The sequence below is a fragment of the Listeria sp. MAN/IMW/UF555 genome (assembly GCF_058684075.1).
Map to the genome: position 1 here is coordinate 1,238,854 of NZ_JBZWZS010000001.1, position 16,276 is coordinate 1,255,129.

The 16,276-nt window shown below is 38.0% G+C and carries 17 protein-coding genes; 6 read left to right on the forward strand and 11 right to left on the reverse strand.

Translation table 11 applies throughout. From position 1 onward, the window contains the following. Nucleotides 1-16 precede the first annotated feature (16 nt). The 5 genes from AC4PG8_RS06175 to AC4PG8_RS06195 are packed head-to-tail and all read right to left on the reverse strand — an operon-like array spanning nucleotide 17 to nucleotide 6,476. Complete coding sequence (locus AC4PG8_RS06175) at nucleotides 17-2,599, reverse strand: alpha-mannosidase (protein ID WP_492170156.1); 2,583 nt, start codon at nucleotides 2,597-2,599, stop codon at nucleotides 17-19. A gap of 15 nt (nucleotides 2,600-2,614) precedes the next feature. Next, nucleotides 2,615-3,721: a PTS fructose transporter subunit IIC gene (locus tag AC4PG8_RS06180; RefSeq protein WP_003760429.1), complete on the reverse strand. Its 1,107-nt coding sequence runs from the start codon at nucleotides 3,719-3,721 to the stop codon at nucleotides 2,615-2,617. A gap of 12 nt (nucleotides 3,722-3,733) precedes the next feature. After that, nucleotides 3,734-4,054 (reverse strand): PTS fructose transporter subunit IIB, encoded by a 321-nt coding sequence (locus AC4PG8_RS06185; RefSeq protein ID WP_003722977.1) that lies wholly within the window; start codon nucleotides 4,052-4,054, stop codon nucleotides 3,734-3,736. After that, on the reverse strand, nucleotides 4,051-4,515 hold the full coding sequence (locus AC4PG8_RS06190) for a PTS sugar transporter subunit IIA (RefSeq protein ID WP_185330543.1): 465 nt from the start codon (nucleotides 4,513-4,515) through the stop codon (nucleotides 4,051-4,053). The genes AC4PG8_RS06185 and AC4PG8_RS06190 overlap by 4 nt, the downstream gene beginning before the upstream one ends. Next, on the reverse strand, nucleotides 4,515-6,476 hold the full coding sequence (locus AC4PG8_RS06195; RefSeq protein WP_492170157.1) for a BglG family transcription antiterminator: 1,962 nt from the start codon (nucleotides 6,474-6,476) through the stop codon (nucleotides 4,515-4,517). Before AC4PG8_RS06195 ends, AC4PG8_RS06190 begins: the two co-directional genes overlap by 1 nt. 161 nt (nucleotides 6,477-6,637) lie before the next feature. On the opposite strand from AC4PG8_RS06195, the gene AC4PG8_RS06200 reads away from it, so the two are divergent. The 4 genes from AC4PG8_RS06200 to AC4PG8_RS06215 all read left to right on the forward strand — a co-directional run bounded on the left by AC4PG8_RS06200 (nucleotide 6,638) and on the right by AC4PG8_RS06215 (nucleotide 9,904). Next, the gene (locus tag AC4PG8_RS06200) at nucleotides 6,638-7,495 is read left to right on the forward strand and encodes a GRP family sugar transporter (RefSeq protein ID WP_185625691.1); all 858 of its coding nucleotides are present in this window, start codon (nucleotides 6,638-6,640) and stop codon (nucleotides 7,493-7,495) included. A 179-nt stretch (nucleotides 7,496-7,674) separates the two neighbouring features. Then, on the forward strand, nucleotides 7,675-8,223 hold the full coding sequence (locus AC4PG8_RS06205) for a sigma-70 family RNA polymerase sigma factor (RefSeq protein ID WP_194320069.1): 549 nt from the start codon (nucleotides 7,675-7,677) through the stop codon (nucleotides 8,221-8,223). A gap of 2 nt (nucleotides 8,224-8,225) precedes the next feature. Further along, complete coding sequence (locus AC4PG8_RS06210) at nucleotides 8,226-8,657, forward strand: PadR family transcriptional regulator (protein ID WP_010990412.1); 432 nt, start codon at nucleotides 8,226-8,228, stop codon at nucleotides 8,655-8,657. Continuing rightward, complete coding sequence (locus AC4PG8_RS06215; protein ID WP_492170158.1) at nucleotides 8,654-9,904, forward strand: FtsW/RodA/SpoVE family cell cycle protein; 1,251 nt, start codon at nucleotides 8,654-8,656, stop codon at nucleotides 9,902-9,904. The genes AC4PG8_RS06210 and AC4PG8_RS06215 overlap by 4 nt, the downstream gene beginning before the upstream one ends. A 65-nt stretch (nucleotides 9,905-9,969) precedes the next feature. Here AC4PG8_RS06215 and AC4PG8_RS06220 read toward each other — a convergent pair whose 3' ends face one another. Then, complete coding sequence (locus tag AC4PG8_RS06220; protein ID WP_010990410.1) at nucleotides 9,970-10,782, reverse strand: Cof-type HAD-IIB family hydrolase; 813 nt, start codon at nucleotides 10,780-10,782, stop codon at nucleotides 9,970-9,972. Between the two features lie 225 nt (nucleotides 10,783-11,007). On the opposite strand from AC4PG8_RS06220, the gene AC4PG8_RS06225 reads away from it, so the two are divergent. Then, entirely contained in the window at nucleotides 11,008-11,307 is a 300-nt protein-coding gene (locus tag AC4PG8_RS06225) for a hypothetical protein (RefSeq protein WP_003729029.1), read from the forward strand. Between the two features lie 52 nt (nucleotides 11,308-11,359). Here the strand turns inward: AC4PG8_RS06225 and AC4PG8_RS06230 are convergent, their stop codons facing one another. The 5 genes from AC4PG8_RS06230 to AC4PG8_RS06250 form a co-directional block, all read right to left on the reverse strand. Beyond that, nucleotides 11,360-11,770 (reverse strand): 2'-O-methyl transferase, encoded by a 411-nt coding sequence (locus AC4PG8_RS06230; protein ID WP_492170159.1) that lies wholly within the window; start codon nucleotides 11,768-11,770, stop codon nucleotides 11,360-11,362. 1 nt (nucleotide 11,771) lies between these two features. Then, the gene (locus AC4PG8_RS06235) at nucleotides 11,772-11,975 is read right to left on the reverse strand and encodes a helix-turn-helix transcriptional regulator (protein WP_003760414.1); all 204 of its coding nucleotides are present in this window, start codon (nucleotides 11,973-11,975) and stop codon (nucleotides 11,772-11,774) included. A 126-nt stretch (nucleotides 11,976-12,101) separates the two neighbouring features. Beyond that, nucleotides 12,102-13,502, reverse strand: a complete 1,401-nt coding sequence (locus AC4PG8_RS06240; RefSeq protein WP_492170160.1) for a polysaccharide deacetylase family protein — start codon at nucleotides 13,500-13,502, stop codon at nucleotides 12,102-12,104. A 293-nt stretch (nucleotides 13,503-13,795) separates the two neighbouring features. After that, on the reverse strand, nucleotides 13,796-14,605 hold the full coding sequence (locus AC4PG8_RS06245) for a ZIP family metal transporter (protein WP_045553195.1): 810 nt from the start codon (nucleotides 14,603-14,605) through the stop codon (nucleotides 13,796-13,798). A gap of 26 nt (nucleotides 14,606-14,631) precedes the next feature. After that, nucleotides 14,632-14,823: a hypothetical protein gene (locus AC4PG8_RS06250; RefSeq protein ID WP_160464273.1), complete on the reverse strand. Its 192-nt coding sequence runs from the start codon at nucleotides 14,821-14,823 to the stop codon at nucleotides 14,632-14,634. Between the two features lie 433 nt (nucleotides 14,824-15,256). On the opposite strand from AC4PG8_RS06250, the gene AC4PG8_RS06255 reads away from it, so the two are divergent. Further along, nucleotides 15,257-16,132: an Ig-like domain-containing protein gene (locus tag AC4PG8_RS06255; RefSeq protein ID WP_185505432.1), complete on the forward strand. Its 876-nt coding sequence runs from the start codon at nucleotides 15,257-15,259 to the stop codon at nucleotides 16,130-16,132. The last annotated feature ends 144 nt before the right edge of the window (nucleotides 16,133-16,276 follow it).

The window sequence follows — 16,276 nt, forward strand, 5'->3', positions numbered from 1 at the left end:
TGAGCAAGTTTTTATTCTATATTTCTAATCGTAACGTAACAGCGCCGTATGCTGGAATCGTGTTGTTGTCATTTGCGACAACTTCTTCGATAGCATTCACATACTCAAATGACACATCCGGTAATACCAACTTTTGTGGTGTGTTAGTTGGGTTTTCCAGGCGGATGATGTATTTATCTGCTGTGTAGTAGGATGGGTGGCACGCTGACACTAAGTATTCTTCCGGTAAATTCAACATAGCTAATGTTTGTTTTGCACCTAATTTTCGTTCTGTTTTTTGAATTTTGTTGTCCAAGCGATGTAAAAAGTGGTTGAACGGCTGGCGTTGATAAGACACGTTTGCTTGGTTGAACGCTTTTGTTCGTTCAGCTGTTTTATGTTCATCGAAAGCTTTGTCGCCAAGATAGATGGCTAGTGTGAATTGATGTTTGCCAAGTAACTGCGCACCTTCTGTTTCTATGAGCACATGACCTTTTTTCGTTGTGTCGCCTGATGCCCGGCCTGGTCGGTAAGCTAAATCAGGTTTTCCAAGTTGTCCGGTTGTTGCCAGTAGCGTCAGTGCTATATCTTGATCCAACTGTTGGTATTCTTTAACCCCACGTGTGAAAACTGTACAACTAGCTGTTTCATTGGTTAATGTCACGCTTTGTTCCAGTGGTTCGATGTCGATTGGCATTTCGCTATACGTTTCTTGCCAATTCGCTGGTACAACTGGTTTTCTTGTGATATATCCGAATGGCAGTGAGGCGATGTTATAGTCTGTTTTCACACCTGTGTTTACTTTTAAGCGTAGGCGATGATTTTTAATTTGATTATCTACTTCGACTTTAACATCCAGCAGTTCGCTACCTTTTTTCACCTCTAAAATGAGTTTGATTTGTAGGTCGCCGTGCCCTTCTTTCGTCAAACGATCAAGCGGGAAATCGCTTTTTCCTGTTAAAATTAAACGTTCGACTTCGCTCGATTTCTCTGTATTTGCTGTGGAAAAAGTGAACAGTTCTGCAATATCCCCAGCTAGTGGTGAATAATCATACGTATCGCCTGCGTTCACGTCATCCTCTAGCGTAATGAAAGAAGTCAGGCGTTCGCCGTTTGGTTTTTCAAGAGCAATTTCGCCATTTTCAAAAGTGATTTTGTAGAAATCATTCGTGATTGCCAGATCATTGGAAGCAATCATCGAATCCAGTTCGCGGTCATTTTCTTCAAAAGCAATCACCCGGTAACCAAGGCCTGGAAGCTCCACTTTGATGCGCACTTGAAGCACATAGTAGCCAGGTTCTTCAATAAACCGGTTTCCGGCTGGCGTTTCTTCTAGCACATTTTCGCGCGATGGAATGAACTCTTCTTGAACAATCGTTGCATCCGGAAACGCTGGGAAATGGATGTTTTTATGCTCAGTTACTACTTGTATTTCTTTATATCCGTCAAAATCATGTAAATCCGTATTAAAAATGATAATTTCGTTCGCCGCAAGTGACAAATCATCAGCAATTTTTTTCACAATCGTGTTTTCAATACTATCGCATAGTTCGTCAGCTTCTTTCATCCGGTGCAAAATATCTTCGGCAACTGGATCAGAAACGCAGCCCGCCAAGCTATCGTGCGCCTGACCTTCTAGGAGTTTCTTCCACGTATGCATTAGTAACCGTTCGCTAATAGAAATTCCAGATGCTTTAGCAATAACAAGAAGTGGCTCAATACGTGTTAGCAGTTTTTGCTCGAGTGACGCGCTTTTTAGCTTAATATTCATTCGGCTGGAGCCAATGGTTTTATGCACTCGCGCAAGCACCGGACTTCTAAATTCGCCTCGATATTCTTCTAAATCTGGTAACTCTTTTACATATTGAATAAAATCTTGATAGGTGCTAAGTTGATAATCATGGCGTCCCATCTTGTTGATTTCTGCTAATTTCTCGGCAAAATTGCTAATAATATTCAGCTGATCGTTTCCAGATGGAATTAATACTTCGGTCGTTTTACTATATTTTTCGATAAAATCAATCGCTGGATCAAGGCGCCCATCCACGTATGCCGAAGTTGGTTCCAGCAGCATACCTGTGCCGTATCCTTGTGGCATGTTAATCGCATAGATAGACGCTTCTTCGCCAAGTCCTTGCCATTTAAAATACGGAGACGCAACATGTTCACCAAGATGAATCCCACGCCAGAAAATCACATTATCAAAGCCAGCATGCTCAAGTAAAGTCGGCATTTGGGCATTAAAACCAAATGTATCTGGCAAATAACCAATTTTCATGTAGTCGCCGTATTTTTTACTATCAAAAATCCCAATCATCGCATTGCGCAAAATCGACTCACCATGCGCGAAAAAGGCATCTGTTTGTGTAAACCATGGACCGATGAAAAGTTGTTTATCCGCAATTAATTGTTTAATATCCGCTAATTTTTCCGGGTACAGTGCGACATAATCATCTAAAATCGACAACTGCCCATCAAGTACAAAGTTTGCTTCTGGGTGCTTTTTCAATTCGTCAATTACTTCTGTAAAAAGTTGTTCACTTAGAACCAGTGCATCGGCCGAGGTGAAATACCACTCTCGGTCCCAATGCGTATGGTTCACAATATGTGCTTTAACCATAGTTACCTCCGTTTTTTAAGCTTCCCATTCTGCTTCGTCAATTTCGTCATCGTAGCTTGAACCAGCCATTTCCTCACCAGCACTCGATTTACGTAAAGCGACTGACATACCCGCAACGATTAACGTTCCAACTGCAATCGCTAAAATATAAACTGGCCAATTTTCAACTGTGAACCAGCCATAAAAACCACTGATTGGCGCTTGGTTAATTGCGCCAAGACCTACAGCTAGCGCACCGCCGACAGCAGAACCAAGCACTGTAGCCGGAATAACTTTCAGTGGAGATTCTACCGCGAAAGGAATTGCTCCTTCACTAATCCCAACAAGTCCCATGATAAGCGAGGATTTCCCAGCTTCACGCATTTCTGCATTGTATTTACGTTTTGCAATTAATGTAGCTAAACCAAGTCCAAGTGGCGGGATGATGATTGCTACTTGTGCTGCTGTATTTGGTGCATAAATTCCACTTGTTAAAAGAGCCATCGCCGTTGTTACAGCCGCTTTGTTTACTGGTCCGCCTAAGTCAAAACCAACCATCGCGCCAATAATAGCCGCCATCATAATTTGGTTTGATCCAGACATACCATTAAGCCAATTTTCAAGAGCTGTATTTAAGTCAGCAAAAGGAATACCAACCACATAATTAATAATAAGAACGGTAATAAGTGTGCCAAAAACTGGTACTAAAAATACTGGTACAATTGAAGCCGCTGCTTTTGGTAATTTCACATATTTTTTAATTAAAAGACATGTGTAACCAGCGATTAAACCAGCTGCAAGTGCTCCGAGGAAACCAGCGCCAATATCACGTGCCAGTAAACCACCAACAAGACCAGGTGCCAGTGCTAATTTGTCCGAAATGGAATACCCGATAAATGCTGCAATAACCGGGAACATCATTCCAAGCGCCAAGCCACCAAAACCATCTAAACTATGCAGTAGTGAAATTAAACTATTCGCACTGTCTGCGTATTTCGCGTCCCAAATATCTGTAATTCCGAAAAACGAACCACCAACCCGCGCAATCGCCATAATAACGGCGCCTGCAATAACGAGCGGAATCATATATGAAATACCTGTTAAAACGTGTTTTTTCAGTTCACTCCCAATTTTTCTGAACATGGTAGATCCTCCTTATTTTTCGTCAATTAACGCAAGAGCTGCGTTGATTACTTTTTCCGCATCTTTAATTGGTGCGCTTACTGGAACTTCCAGCACGACTTTACCGTCAAAACGTTCTTTGTTACGCACTTTTGTATCCACTGCGAAAATAACTACTTCGCCAATATTTACATCTTTTTCAGTTAGTTCATTTTCAATTCCTGTTGCGCCTTGTGTTTCTACTTTAATAAGGTTGCCCATTTTTTTCGCGCCTTTTTTAAGTGCTTGTGCTGCCATATATGTGTGCGCCACTCCTGTCGCACATGCGGTTACTGCGATAATTTTACGTTTCATATCTCTACTACGCCTCCATTTAAAATTCGAATAACTTCTTCTTTATCTCGTGTATTTTTTAAACTTTCGACAATATCATCGTCCATTAGTTTCGTCGCGATTTCAGCAAGGATTTTCAAATGTCCGTCTGTTTTGTCGGAATCAGTAATCGCCAGTAAGAAAATCATGTTTACCGGTTCGTCATCCAGTGATTCCCACTCAATCATTTCTTTCGTTCTTGCAAAAACGATGGCCGATTTTGTGACACTTTCACTTTTTCCATGTGGGATAGCAATGTTATTACCTATTCCAGTAGTTGAATGCGCTTCACGATCCAAAACTGCTCGGACATAAGTCGCTTTATCCGCTAAAATACCACGTTCATCTAGCAGTTCTGCCATTTCTTCAATCGCTGCTTCTTTGGTCGTCGCCTCTAAATCAAAGACAACTAATTCTTTTGTTAAAATATCTTTTACTTCCATTACATCCCATCCTTTAACAAATGCTCATAAATTTCTGCGGCACTTTTTAGTTGTGTCAGCTTCTCAAGCCATTTTTTATTATCAATATATTTATAAAATTGTTCATACATCGCATCTAAATTAATACCATTTTGTTCGGTCAAAGCGATAAAAAAGATTTTATCAACCTCGACTAAGCCCCATTTCACTGGTTTTTTAAGTGTAGCAATAGCGATGTGCGATTCATTAATAAGTGCAGGATCTGCGTGCGGTGTCGCCATTTCTTCAAAAGAAGTGAACGATAACGCTTCTCTTTTTAGCGCACTTTCAACAATCCCTGATTTAGCAATACCAAGATCCACAAGCTTATCACCAATTTGCGCGATTGCGTCTTCCATCGTTGCAACATCTAGCTTTGCAAAAATAGTTTTCGGTTCAATCAAGTCAACAAATGGTTGGCTGCGTTTCTTTTTCTTGCGTCTCGTTCGTTCGATTTGACTTTCAACCTGTTGTAAATCGGCTTTACTCATCATTGGACTAACAACAATACTTGGAATATCTTCCAGTTCGAGATAAATCGTGCTGATGACTAAATCCACATCGACTTCGGTTTCCATTAACGCCTGAACGGATAATATTTTTTCAATCGTAATCATTGGAAAATATTTTTTAATTCTCGCCGCAAGTAATCGTGATGAACCAAGCCCGGTACTGCATACAAGTACAACTCGAATTTGGTCGGGGAAAGAACGACTTCTTTCTTTGTATGCCTCAAAATGTAGCGCGATATACGCCGTTTCATCTTCGTTCACTTGCACATCGTACTTTTGTTCAAATTTAGCTTTAAAATATAGCGCTTCTTCAAACGCTTGGGGAAAGTTTTGCTTAATTTTGCTAAGGTACGGGTTTTTAAAATGCATACCAAGTTTTAAGCGGTTAATGGCTGATTTCATATGCGTCGTCAGGTCATCAAGTAAGCTCTTATCATAATTACCTTCCGCTAAACACGTGCTGACAAATTCTGCCACATCGTCTTCTTTTGGTCGAACACTTACAAGTAACTCATCATGCTGTTGGTTATATGCTGCTGTTAAATGCAACTGAATATAGCCAACTTCAAATGCTGGAATTTTAATATCCAAACGGTCTTCTAGCATACTAACGAGGATTTCCGTATTGTTTCGCTGCGAATCAAATACATCTTTCATTGGGTCGCTCTCAACATTTTCGATATACTCTCCTGCTCGAATACGCTCTACAGCAATCGCAAGGTGAATGACAATCGATTGAAACGCATAATCGGTAAAAGCAAAATCATGTCGCTCACTAAATTCTTGAACAATCGCAATAATTTCTTTCAAGCCCTCTTCTGGAAAAATTCCGGTGACATCGGCTTTAATCGTGTCAAAAGCTTGGAGGACCTTTTCGCCTTCTTGCTTTAAATACCAATTATTGCCCCAAAAATTATTAATAAATTTCGATGTTAAGGCGCGCTTTTCTCGTTCACTAATAAGGAGTTTCATACCCTTACTAGGTTTCTTATACAAAGTAATACCTTCTTTTTCCAGCATTTTCGTAACTTCAACCATGTTTTTCTCAATCGTGCTCCGACTTATATAAAGTTCGTCAGCCAGTTGATGAATTGTGATATAGTCGTCTGCTTTAAGCAATTTACTAAAAATGTAGATAACCCGCTCTTCTTTAGTAGATGGGATTTGGCTGACTTGGTTATCTAGGAATCGGCTAACTTCGGCAAAAGCCTTGTTATCACCTTCAATATACACACCGATTTTTGGTTTACGGACCACTGTCATATCAAAATCCTTTAGAAAAACATCGATTTCCTTCAGTGAATTTGAGACTGTTTTTTCTGAAAGTCCGAGATGATTCGCGATAGTTCCAACACGTGTTTGACCTGTCTTCATTAGAAACTGAATGATATTTTTTTCGCGATTTGCAATCATTTTCGTTACCGCTTTCATTTTTAATTTTCCTTTCCCTACGCTTATTCTATTACAAAGACTCATCCCCAGAAAACTACGAAAATTACCGCATTGAATACCGTAATTTTGGGATATTGCTGTTCATTTTGGAGAATGGTAGATTTAAATTAGCACCACTAACCTAGAAAGGAAGCTTATTTATGTCTATTTATCTTATTGCGTTACTCCCTGTTCTTGGGTGGGGATTTATGCCGATAATTGCGAACTTACGAAAAAGCACCCCCGAGGAACAACTACTGGGGACTTCGATTAGCGCGCTATTATTTGCTTTCATTTTGTTCTGGATTTTATCGCCAGAAATAACAGTTCTTTCTTTTATAGTGAGTTTTATTTCGGGTATCTTTTGGAGTTTTGGGCAATTACTGCAGTTTAAAGGAATTGCGGCTTCTAGTGTCGCGAAGGCAATGCCGATTTCAAATGGTACACAACTCGTTGGCGCAACGCTTTTTGCAGTTCTTGTTTTCCGGGAATGGCAAACGGTTACGGCTGTTATCATCGGAGTTGTAGCAGTAATTTTAATCTTGATTGGGGTAGTAATGACCGGGTTTCAAAAACGCGGGAATCATATCACGGAGTCGGTTTCATTTCATGTCTACGGTATCGTTATTCTATCTTCGTTCTTTTTAACGCTTTACGTAGTGACAAACCAGCTTTTTGATGTCACTGGCTTTTCTATCATTTTACCACAAGCAATCGGTATGCTGACATGCGCCATTGGTATTAACTTAGCGAAAAAGACGGCTATTTCCCGAAAAAATGTTACATTTAACTTAATGACCGGATTATCGTGGTCAATCGCCAATCTAGGCATGTTCTTAGCAACTGCTGTACTTGGTGTCGCAACGAGCTTCTCGATTTCGCAAGCTTGCGTTATCGTCGCAACAATCGGCGGTATCCTCATTTTCAAACAGAAAAAAAGCCCGCTGGAATGGACTTTTATCCTTTCTGGCATACTGTTAATTATGGTGGGTGTTGTATTCCTTAGTTTATTGAAATAGAAAAAGCCAAAGACTGTAGAGCAATCATTTTGTCTACAGTCTTTTTTTTATTGCGTATTTTCAACAGATAGTTAATACTTTATAAGATGACTATCGCTATTTTAGGGATATAAATAAAATTTTTCCAAACCCAAATGATACTTGCTTCGTCTAATATTGCAGAAGAAGGTGAAACTTAAATGACTGAACTTGAAGAAATAGGAATTAATATTAATAGCATAGAAAATACCGAACAAATAATCAGCCAGTTAATGGATAACTACAGCGATGATGTACTGCATCTAGTTTTTTCTTATGTAAAGAATCGAACGACAGCGGAAGATTTAACGCAAGAGATCTTTATTAAATGCTACGAAAAGCTAGGTCAGTTTAATAACAAGTCATCCATAAAAACGTGGCTATATCGAATTGCTATTAATCATTGCAAAGATTACTTGGGTAGTTGGCATTATCGCAAACTAAATTTCAGTGATAAAATTTGGGACTATCTCCCGTCCAAGTCAAAACACGTTGAGGAAGAAATTATCGCAAAAGATGTAGCAAGCAGCTTAATGAGCGCGGTTATGGATTTACCCGTAAAATACAGGGAAGTTGTTTTCTTACATTACTACGAAGAACTCTCTTTAGCGAATATCAGCAAAATTACTGGTGTAAATAGCAATACATTGAAAACCAGGTTAAAACACGCCAGAGAATTATTAAAAACCAAGATGAAAAAGGAGGTATAATCATGGATGATCCATTCTATAATTTAAAGGATTCTATAAAAAAAGATTTTGAGGGTTTTTCTTTTTCCGAGGAGCGAAAAACTGCAGTAAAAGAAACAATCCGGAAGAAGCAATCTCACCTAGAACTTCACTACTGGAAAGAAGAAACGCTTAAAAACATTTTAGATTCACTGCACGATGAAGCAAAGCATGGCTATGAGATTTCCACCCAACTATTTCAAAAAAATGAACTTAGCTTCAAAAACAATGAAGGTCAGCTGTATACCCTTTTACATCTACTTGAAAATAAGAAAATCCTCTCATCAAAATGGATAGAAGATAAGAAATATTATTCTCTAACTGCAAAAGGGAAAAAATTTGTAGCTACTTGTGAACATAGAGGCTCTAAACAACGCGGATTACTAAAAAATTTAATTGAGGAGGCTTCTTTATGAGTTCTGCTATATTTGAGGAATATTTAGGTAAAGTAATAGCTAAAGTAAAATCCAAACAAGCTCACAGTATGATTAAAAAAGAGCTTAGTAATCACTTAGAAGAGCTAAGTCACTCCTTTCAAAAGAGAGGATTATCCTTAGAAGATGCGGATAAAAAGGCGATGCAAGAAATGGGAGATCCCTCGACTGTTGGCAAAAACATGAATCAGCTTCATAAACCAAGAATGGATTGGCTCCTTATTGCGTTATTTATCCTACTTGCCGGTATTGGTTTTCTTCCACTGATGAGTGATGTAGTATCACCTAATTCTTTCTTTATAAAAAAACAAATCGTCTGGCTCGCCCTTGCGATTCTTGCTCTGATTGGATTTCTTTTCTTTGATTATAGGAAACTGAAAGATTTATGGATGTATTTTTATGGCGCTGCTTTAATCCTGTTTTTCACATCTTTTTTTGTTGGTACTACGCTTACTGGAGGAGGAATATGGCTTTCTTTCGGGGGTATTATGATTAATGGTCCAGCTATATGCTTATATTTATTCTTAATAGCGTGGGCTGGTATTTTCACCAAAGTTACTGACTTTAAAGGTTGGAAAAAACTAGTAGGTCTACTAATCCTATTTTGGCTCCCAGTTATTTTCTACATTATACTCAGCCAATTTGTATTTAGTATTATATACTTTTTGTGTGTATTAGTGATGTATATTTTTTATTATCGTCGTAACCAATTTGCCATTAAAGTAGTGCTTGGTAATTTGCTTGTAGGTGTTATTTTCATTAGTACGATGATTCTTAAATTCTCTAGTAGTTATCTCTCTGATAATCTCATATCTGTGAAAGCTATCCTTTCGCAGGCTGGTTGGTTCGGCAAGGGACTTCACAACAATCTGACAATCCCTGAAGCACACACAGATTTTGTCTTTCCATTCCTTGTCTACTCTTTTGGCTGGGTATTCGGAATTTTCCTTTGTCTACTACTGCTTGTATTTATATTGCGGATTTCATTAAACGCTTTTAAAACAAAGGATTTATTCGGCAGATTATTAACAATCGGAGGGGCTGTATTATTTACCGTTCCAGCTTTTTGGAATATTCTTATGGGGCTTGGAATAGTTCCAATCATGGTAGTCCCCCTGCCGTTTATCAGTTACGGGGGAAGCATGTTACTAGTTTACGCTGCACTACTCGGCCTTATTCTGAACGTTTATCGCAGAAAAGATATTGTAGAATCTACACTGGTAAATTGATTTAGTATATAACCGTTACGAAACATCGGCACATTTACCACTCCCCAAAAAAGCCAAAGACCACTTCATGGTCTTTGGCTTTTTTCCATATAATCTTCTATAACTTGTAACACGCCCGCTTCCTTATTAGAAGGAGCCACATGATTTGCAGTTGCAAGAACTTCCGGGCTACTTTCTTGCATCGCGTAACTATGCGACGTTAATTGCAACATTTCGATATCATTATTCGCATCGCCAAAAGCGAGTAAATCATCTGGCGCCACTTGCCATTCATTCAATAGTTGCTGAATCGCGCTCCCTTTCGTCACACCCGGAATAATAATATCAATACTCCCATGCCCGCTCGACACAGCGCGAATTTCCCCAGCAAACGTTTGGTTCAGATCTTCCACAATTTGCCCAGTTTTAGCCACTTCCACATCAAGCGCGAACTTAATAAACGTATCATCCGGAAGCACATCGAACGAATCCACCTCTTGCAACTCAAAATAATACTTTTTCGCGAATGCTTTAAAATCCGGATCGGCAGCTTTTAACAAATACGCACTCTTCACACCACAAAGTATCACTTGCAAATCCTGATATTCTTGAATCAACGTCCGCAAAATCTTTTGAACCAATCTTTCATCAAAACGATTCACACTAAGTAATTCCCCTTGATGAAAAATAACCGCCCCATTTTCCGCCACATAAAAAAGTTCCTCATCCTTTCCAGGAAAAAATGATTTTAGCTGATAATATTGATTACCACTCGCAACAATAAATTTAATCTCACGCTTCACTAATTCTGCATAAATCTTCTCAAATCTAGCGCGATTATATTCACCATTTCCATCTAAAAAAGTCCCGTCCATATCTACAGAAATCGCTCTAATCATCCGTTTAAACTCCTTTTTAAAGTTGATTTTATTCTATTATAACAGAATTGCTTTTTGCTTTTAAAATAGGCTATAATTGGAAATTCCGAAGTATCAATTTCATATTTGTTACCGAGCTTGTTACTATAAGTTTTTTCGCTCCACAAAAAAATCAGCGAAAAATTTCGTTGACTTCACTTTACTATTTTGTTATTCTGGCACTAACAACAAGAAAGGAGCATAATTATGAGAAGTCTTGATGCAGTAGAAATACTCAGACGTGGCGAAACCATTGAGCGTTATAAAGAAGGCGGAAATTCGATGTTGCCTTTGATTAAATCGATGCAACCTGTTCGTTTAGAACCGATTGGCACGAGAGAACTCAAAGTAAATGACATTGTATTTTGCAAAGTTCGCGGCAGCTTTTTTACACATAAGATTAGTAAAATTCGCGGCAAACAATATCAAATTTCTAATAATCACAAACACGTGAATGGTTGGATTACACGTAATAGTATTTATGGCATTGTCACCAAAATTTGGTAAATGCTAGGCAACATGCAACGAAAAAGTTGGATGTTTTTTATTTTGCTTAAAATCATACTTTTTTTCGGATAATTTCCAGCGCAATCATATATGCAAAACAGAAGATAAGAAAAATGATTGTCAAACTCGAAATGGAGATTTGTTCAATCCCATATAAATTAAGAACAATCAACACAATTGGTATCGTCAAAGCTAAAACGATAAGCGCATAATAAGAAAACGTTTTGCGATTGTTGACATATCTTTCATCTTTTTCTAGTTTATCTTTCTCATATTCTCGCTTTGATTTATTTTCAAATAAGAACATAGAAGTTAGTGTCCCAATTAAAGCCGTAATAATCATAACAATTGGCGTAACGATATCCCCAAATATTTTTTCCCCTTTAATAATTCCTAGAAGTGGAAACATATATATAATTGTTGCAACTACCGTAATACCTCGATTAATAATGTATCGTTTCATACTAATCCTCCTCTAGTTGAAAAATCTCTTCAATCGTTAAATGAAAATACCTCGCCATCTTCAAACTCAGCTCTAAACTAGGATTATACTTCCCTTTTTCAATGGCATGGATTGTTTGTCGCGAAACTTCTAATGCAAGAGCTAACTCATTTTGGCCAATAGCTCTTTCTTCTCGCAACTGCCTCACTTTATTACTAACTTTCAAATAACCACCACCATGTAAAGATATGTTTACACTTAGTATAAAATAAAAATCCTCTTACGTAAAGGAAACTTAACATGAAATATAAAAAAATAGCTAAAATGATTACTCATCTTAGCTACTCTTCTTTTACTTCACCATTCTCGACTCTGTTTTATCGAAATATTGCTTACCAATCTGCAATTTCTCGCCATAAAGTTCGTTAATAGTTACAAATTCGAAGCCTTGACTTTTCAGTTGTTTCAACGTTTCATCTAAGCTCGCAGCAGTTGTTTTATGAATATCATGCATTAGCACAATCGCTCCGTCCGTTGCACCAGCAAGGACTCTTTGAGTAACTACTTTTGCGTTTTTATTTTTCCAATCTTCTGTATCAACAGACCACTGAATAATCGGAAGTCCAATTTCATCAGCAACCTTTTTGTTTACTGCGCCATAAGGAGGACGCATTGTCGTTGGAAAATAACCTGTTTGATCAAAAACAACTTTTTGTGTTTGTAGAATCTGGTTGTAAACTTCTTGTTCCGATAGTTTAGTTAACTGTGGATGATCCCATGAGTGACTACCAACTTGGTGCCCTTCATCTAATTCACGTTTTACTAAACCTGGATTTTGCACAACACTAGAGCCAAGTACAAAGAATGTCGCTTTTACATCATAGCGTTTCAATGTATCTAGTACGCCTGGTGTTACTGAAGCGCTTGGGCCATCATCAAAAGTAAGTGCAATACGTTTGTTTGTTTTTGCTTTTGGTATTTCTGGGACTTTTACGCTGCTTGGTAAGTAACGTTTATTCACAGAACTAGCAATGTCAGCAAGTTTTAGATTTACTTTTTTCGGTCCAGAAATCCCTGGTGCTTCAACTAGTACAATTAGTTCAGAGTTAGTAAGTTCAAAATCAGTTTGATCCCATTTCACTAAGCTCTTTATTCCTCCGAGTTTCCCAACATCTTTTAAAGGAATGTCCCCTGTTTTAATAAGTTCTTGCTCTGCTGCAGTCTTTAAGTTTAATTTTGTTTCGTCATTTTTTATTAACACATCCCCAAGTGTTAACAGAGCGCCTGTTTTGGCGTCAGTGACAATGTTTTTGCAAATATCTTTTTTGTCCTTAAGTACAAATTTAGTTTTACCTTCTTTTACGTACTCAGATTGGACAGCTTTGTAAGATACTACTTGCTCGGCCATTTTCTGCTTTTGATAAGTGTAAAAAATAATCCCTTGCTTATCTTTATCTCTGTTTAATTTCTTTATTTCTGCAGATTTAGCCTTTTCAATTTCTTTCTGGATAATTTCGTTGTCTTGTTTCGTGGAAGTTTTAGGAATATAAGAAATAATTTCTACTCCATCCTCTTTCTTATCCAAGCGGCGAAAATTACCTCCATCTTGGTCTTTCATTAGTCTGTCCATCTGCATTATTACTTTGTTGCGCGACTTTGAAAATTGGTATTTTTGGAACCCTATGACACCAACAAAAACCACGGCAATAATGAGAATCGTAACTAGTGAAACTTTAATCCACCTTATTTTCACATTATGCACCTCACCTTTAGAAAAACCTTCCCCAGTTTTTCGTATAAAACAATTATACATGAAAAAAAACAAGTTTCTAGTTTTTGTACTAAAATAGGAAAATAGAACCAACAGAATCGTAACATTTGTTACAAAAAAGACACGGATAAAGTGGGAGCTTTTTTCCGTGTCCAATTTATAGTTACAGGATTACCCCTGAGAACTAGCATATTGTGAAATATTTCACTATTTATTCTACCGTAAAAAAACGTATTTCGCAAATATTAAATAACGTTTCTACGGCAGGTTATTATTTATCCTAAAGCTACGTCTAAAACCATCATAACTGCAAAACCAGCCATAGTTGCAGCCGTTGCTAAATCGGCTGAACCTTCCACTTGAGATTCAGGTATTAGCTCTTCCACAATCACGAAAATCATCGCTCCAGCGGCAAATGCAAGCGCAAATGGCAGGATAGGTGTAACAAAAACAACTAAAACAGCACCGATAACGGCAAAAATCGGCTCAACTACTGCAGATAACTGTCCGTACCAAAAGCTCTTCCCTCTTGATAAACCTTCCCCGCGTAATGGAATCGAAACAGCTGCTCCCTCTGGAAAATTTTGAATACCGATTCCAAGTGCTAATACAATAGCAGTAATAAGCGTTTCCGTATCACCAGTTATGACAGCCCCAAAAGCCACACCAACAGCCGCGCCTTCTGGAATATTATGAATCGTAATCGAAAGCACTAGCAAAATACTTTTTCGAAGTGATGTTTTAGGACCTTCTTTTGCTTGTTCGGGAAATCCAAAATGCAAGTGAGGAATAATGCGATCAATGACACGCAAAAATATGCCCCCGAGTAAAAAACCGACTAAAGCTGGCATAAAAGAAAATTTCCCTAAATCCTTGCTCATTTCGATTGCCGGTGCAAGAAGTGACCAAAAACTAGCTGCGAGCATAACACCAGCAGCAAATCCGAGCATTACATTGCCCCATTTTTTATTTAAATTTTTAAAGAAAAACACGAGTGAAGCTCCCGCTGCTGTACAAGCCCAGGTGAAGATTCCTGCTAGTAATGCTAAAAGTACCGGGTTTAGCGTCGATAAGTAACTTAACAATTCACTTTCTCCCTTTTCTATCTATATTATTTACCAGACCAACCTTGTTTAAATCCTCGAGTAAAGGCACGAGACTTGTTTACCCCAGTTTTTACAGCCCAAATCGAACCATAAATAGAAACTTTAGCTACAGTTCCTGCAATTTCTCCAGTTTTACATGCAACTTTTTCTGTTTTAGCGCCAATCTCTGCGCCGATTTCTTCTATTGGTTTCGTCATCTTTAAGCACCTCCAAAACGCTTGTCTTTCCTTCATCATAAAGCAATCATCTGTATTATTCAAGAGGGTTCTTTTTTGCCATTTTTTATAGTATACTCCTGTTGAAAGCTTAAAAAAGGAGGATGATTGCTATTAAAAACAACTTAAAAGAACTTGGCAAACTTGCCTTTTATCTGATTCCAATTAGCTTATTACTAGCATTTATCGGTCCTGTTTTGGTTTTTTTTAATTTCAACAGCACCTTTTTTTCTAATATAATATGGATGAAATCTGTGACAATTTTTATGATTTCAATGCTTTTTATTGGAATTTTATGCAATGCCTTAGCAGAACGTACAAAAAAATAGTTTTTTTTACTTAAACCCTCTTGTGCACAACCTCACATTATGCCTATAATAAATCGTTAGACAAAAAAAGGGAGAGGGAGTTTTTTATGACGGGATTTGGGACAATACTGTTTCTAGTAGGTATTGGTGTGTTGATTTATGGGCTTATAAGTTTTAGAAAGAAAAAATGGCCACGTAGAAAAACGCAAATTGTAATTATTAGTTCGATTTTAGCTATTTTTATTGGCTCTGCTATTGTGCCAAGCGAGAAAGAGGAAGCATCCACAGAGAAACCTAAGCAAGAAGAAAAAACAAAGAAAGTCACAGTTGAACCACTTTTAAAAGCAGAAAAGACCTTTAAAACAACGGATGACGGAGCTATTGTTGTCGAAGGAAAAACAAACCCTGGTGCTGAAGTAACGCTAGATTTTATTGATAATCCAGATGCAACTGCAACCGCAGACGAGGACGGAAAATTCAGCCTTCGTGTAAATGAACTTGACCGTGCCCAAGATGCTGTTCTTTCTATTACTATTGATGGAAAAACGAAAGAACAAACACTATCATTAGAAATGAGCCCCGGTTACACGAAAAAGCTTGCTGATAAAGCAGAAGCCGAGCGTGTTGCTGCTGAAAAAGCTGAGGCAGAGCGAGTAGAACGTGAACGAGTTGCCGCAGAAGAAAAACGAATTGCAGATGAAAAAGCTGCCGCTGAAAAAAGAGCTGCCGATGCAAAAGCGGCTGCCGAGAAAGCTGCCGCCGAAAAGAAAGCTGCTGAGGCAAAGCGAGCTGAAGCAAAACGCTCTGCTCCGAAACCAGATACAAGTAATAAACAAGGCGAAATGGTTTATATCACTGCAACTGGTAAAAAATACCATTACGACCAAAACTGTCGCGGTTTAAACAACTCAAACGGCGAAACAGCTGTAACCATTGCAGAAGCTAAATCTAGAAACTTATCACTATGTAAATTCGAGCAATAAAAATAAAAGCAAAATTTCTTAATACGAGAAATTTTGCTTTTTATATTGGTTTTTAATTGAAAAATAGCTGGATTCATGGTAAATTTATAAAGATATAATCGCTTAAATAGACTTACGTAAAGCAATCCCTACTTTAATTATATA

Coding starts and splice junctions, on each gene's coding strand:
- AC4PG8_RS06180 (WP_003760429.1), bottom strand. CDS start 3,721: ATGTTCAGAAAAATTGGGAGTGAACTGAAAAAACACGTTTTAACAGGT.
- AC4PG8_RS06225 (WP_003729029.1), top strand. CDS start 11,008: ATGAGAAGTCTTGATGCAGTAGAAATACTCAGACGTGGCGAAACCATT.
- AC4PG8_RS06220 (WP_010990410.1), bottom strand. CDS start 10,782: ATGATTAGAGCGATTTCTGTAGATATGGACGGGACTTTTTTAGATGGA.
- AC4PG8_RS06190 (WP_185330543.1), bottom strand. CDS start 4,515: ATGGAAGTAAAAGATATTTTAACAAAAGAATTAGTTGTCTTTGATTTA.
- AC4PG8_RS06255 (WP_185505432.1), top strand. CDS start 15,257: ATGACGGGATTTGGGACAATACTGTTTCTAGTAGGTATTGGTGTGTTG.
- AC4PG8_RS06200 (WP_185625691.1), top strand. CDS start 6,638: ATGTCTATTTATCTTATTGCGTTACTCCCTGTTCTTGGGTGGGGATTT.
- AC4PG8_RS06185 (WP_003722977.1), bottom strand. CDS start 4,054: ATGAAACGTAAAATTATCGCAGTAACCGCATGTGCGACAGGAGTGGCG.
- AC4PG8_RS06250 (WP_160464273.1), bottom strand. CDS start 14,823: ATGACGAAACCAATAGAAGAAATCGGCGCAGAGATTGGCGCTAAAACA.
- AC4PG8_RS06230 (WP_492170159.1), bottom strand. CDS start 11,770: ATGAAACGATACATTATTAATCGAGGTATTACGGTAGTTGCAACAATT.
- AC4PG8_RS06175 (WP_492170156.1), bottom strand. CDS start 2,599: ATGGTTAAAGCACATATTGTGAACCATACGCATTGGGACCGAGAGTGG.
- AC4PG8_RS06195 (WP_492170157.1), bottom strand. CDS start 6,476: ATGAAAGCGGTAACGAAAATGATTGCAAATCGCGAAAAAAATATCATT.
- AC4PG8_RS06205 (WP_194320069.1), top strand. CDS start 7,675: ATGACTGAACTTGAAGAAATAGGAATTAATATTAATAGCATAGAAAAT.
- AC4PG8_RS06210 (WP_010990412.1), top strand. CDS start 8,226: ATGGATGATCCATTCTATAATTTAAAGGATTCTATAAAAAAAGATTTT.
- AC4PG8_RS06215 (WP_492170158.1), top strand. CDS start 8,654: ATGAGTTCTGCTATATTTGAGGAATATTTAGGTAAAGTAATAGCTAAA.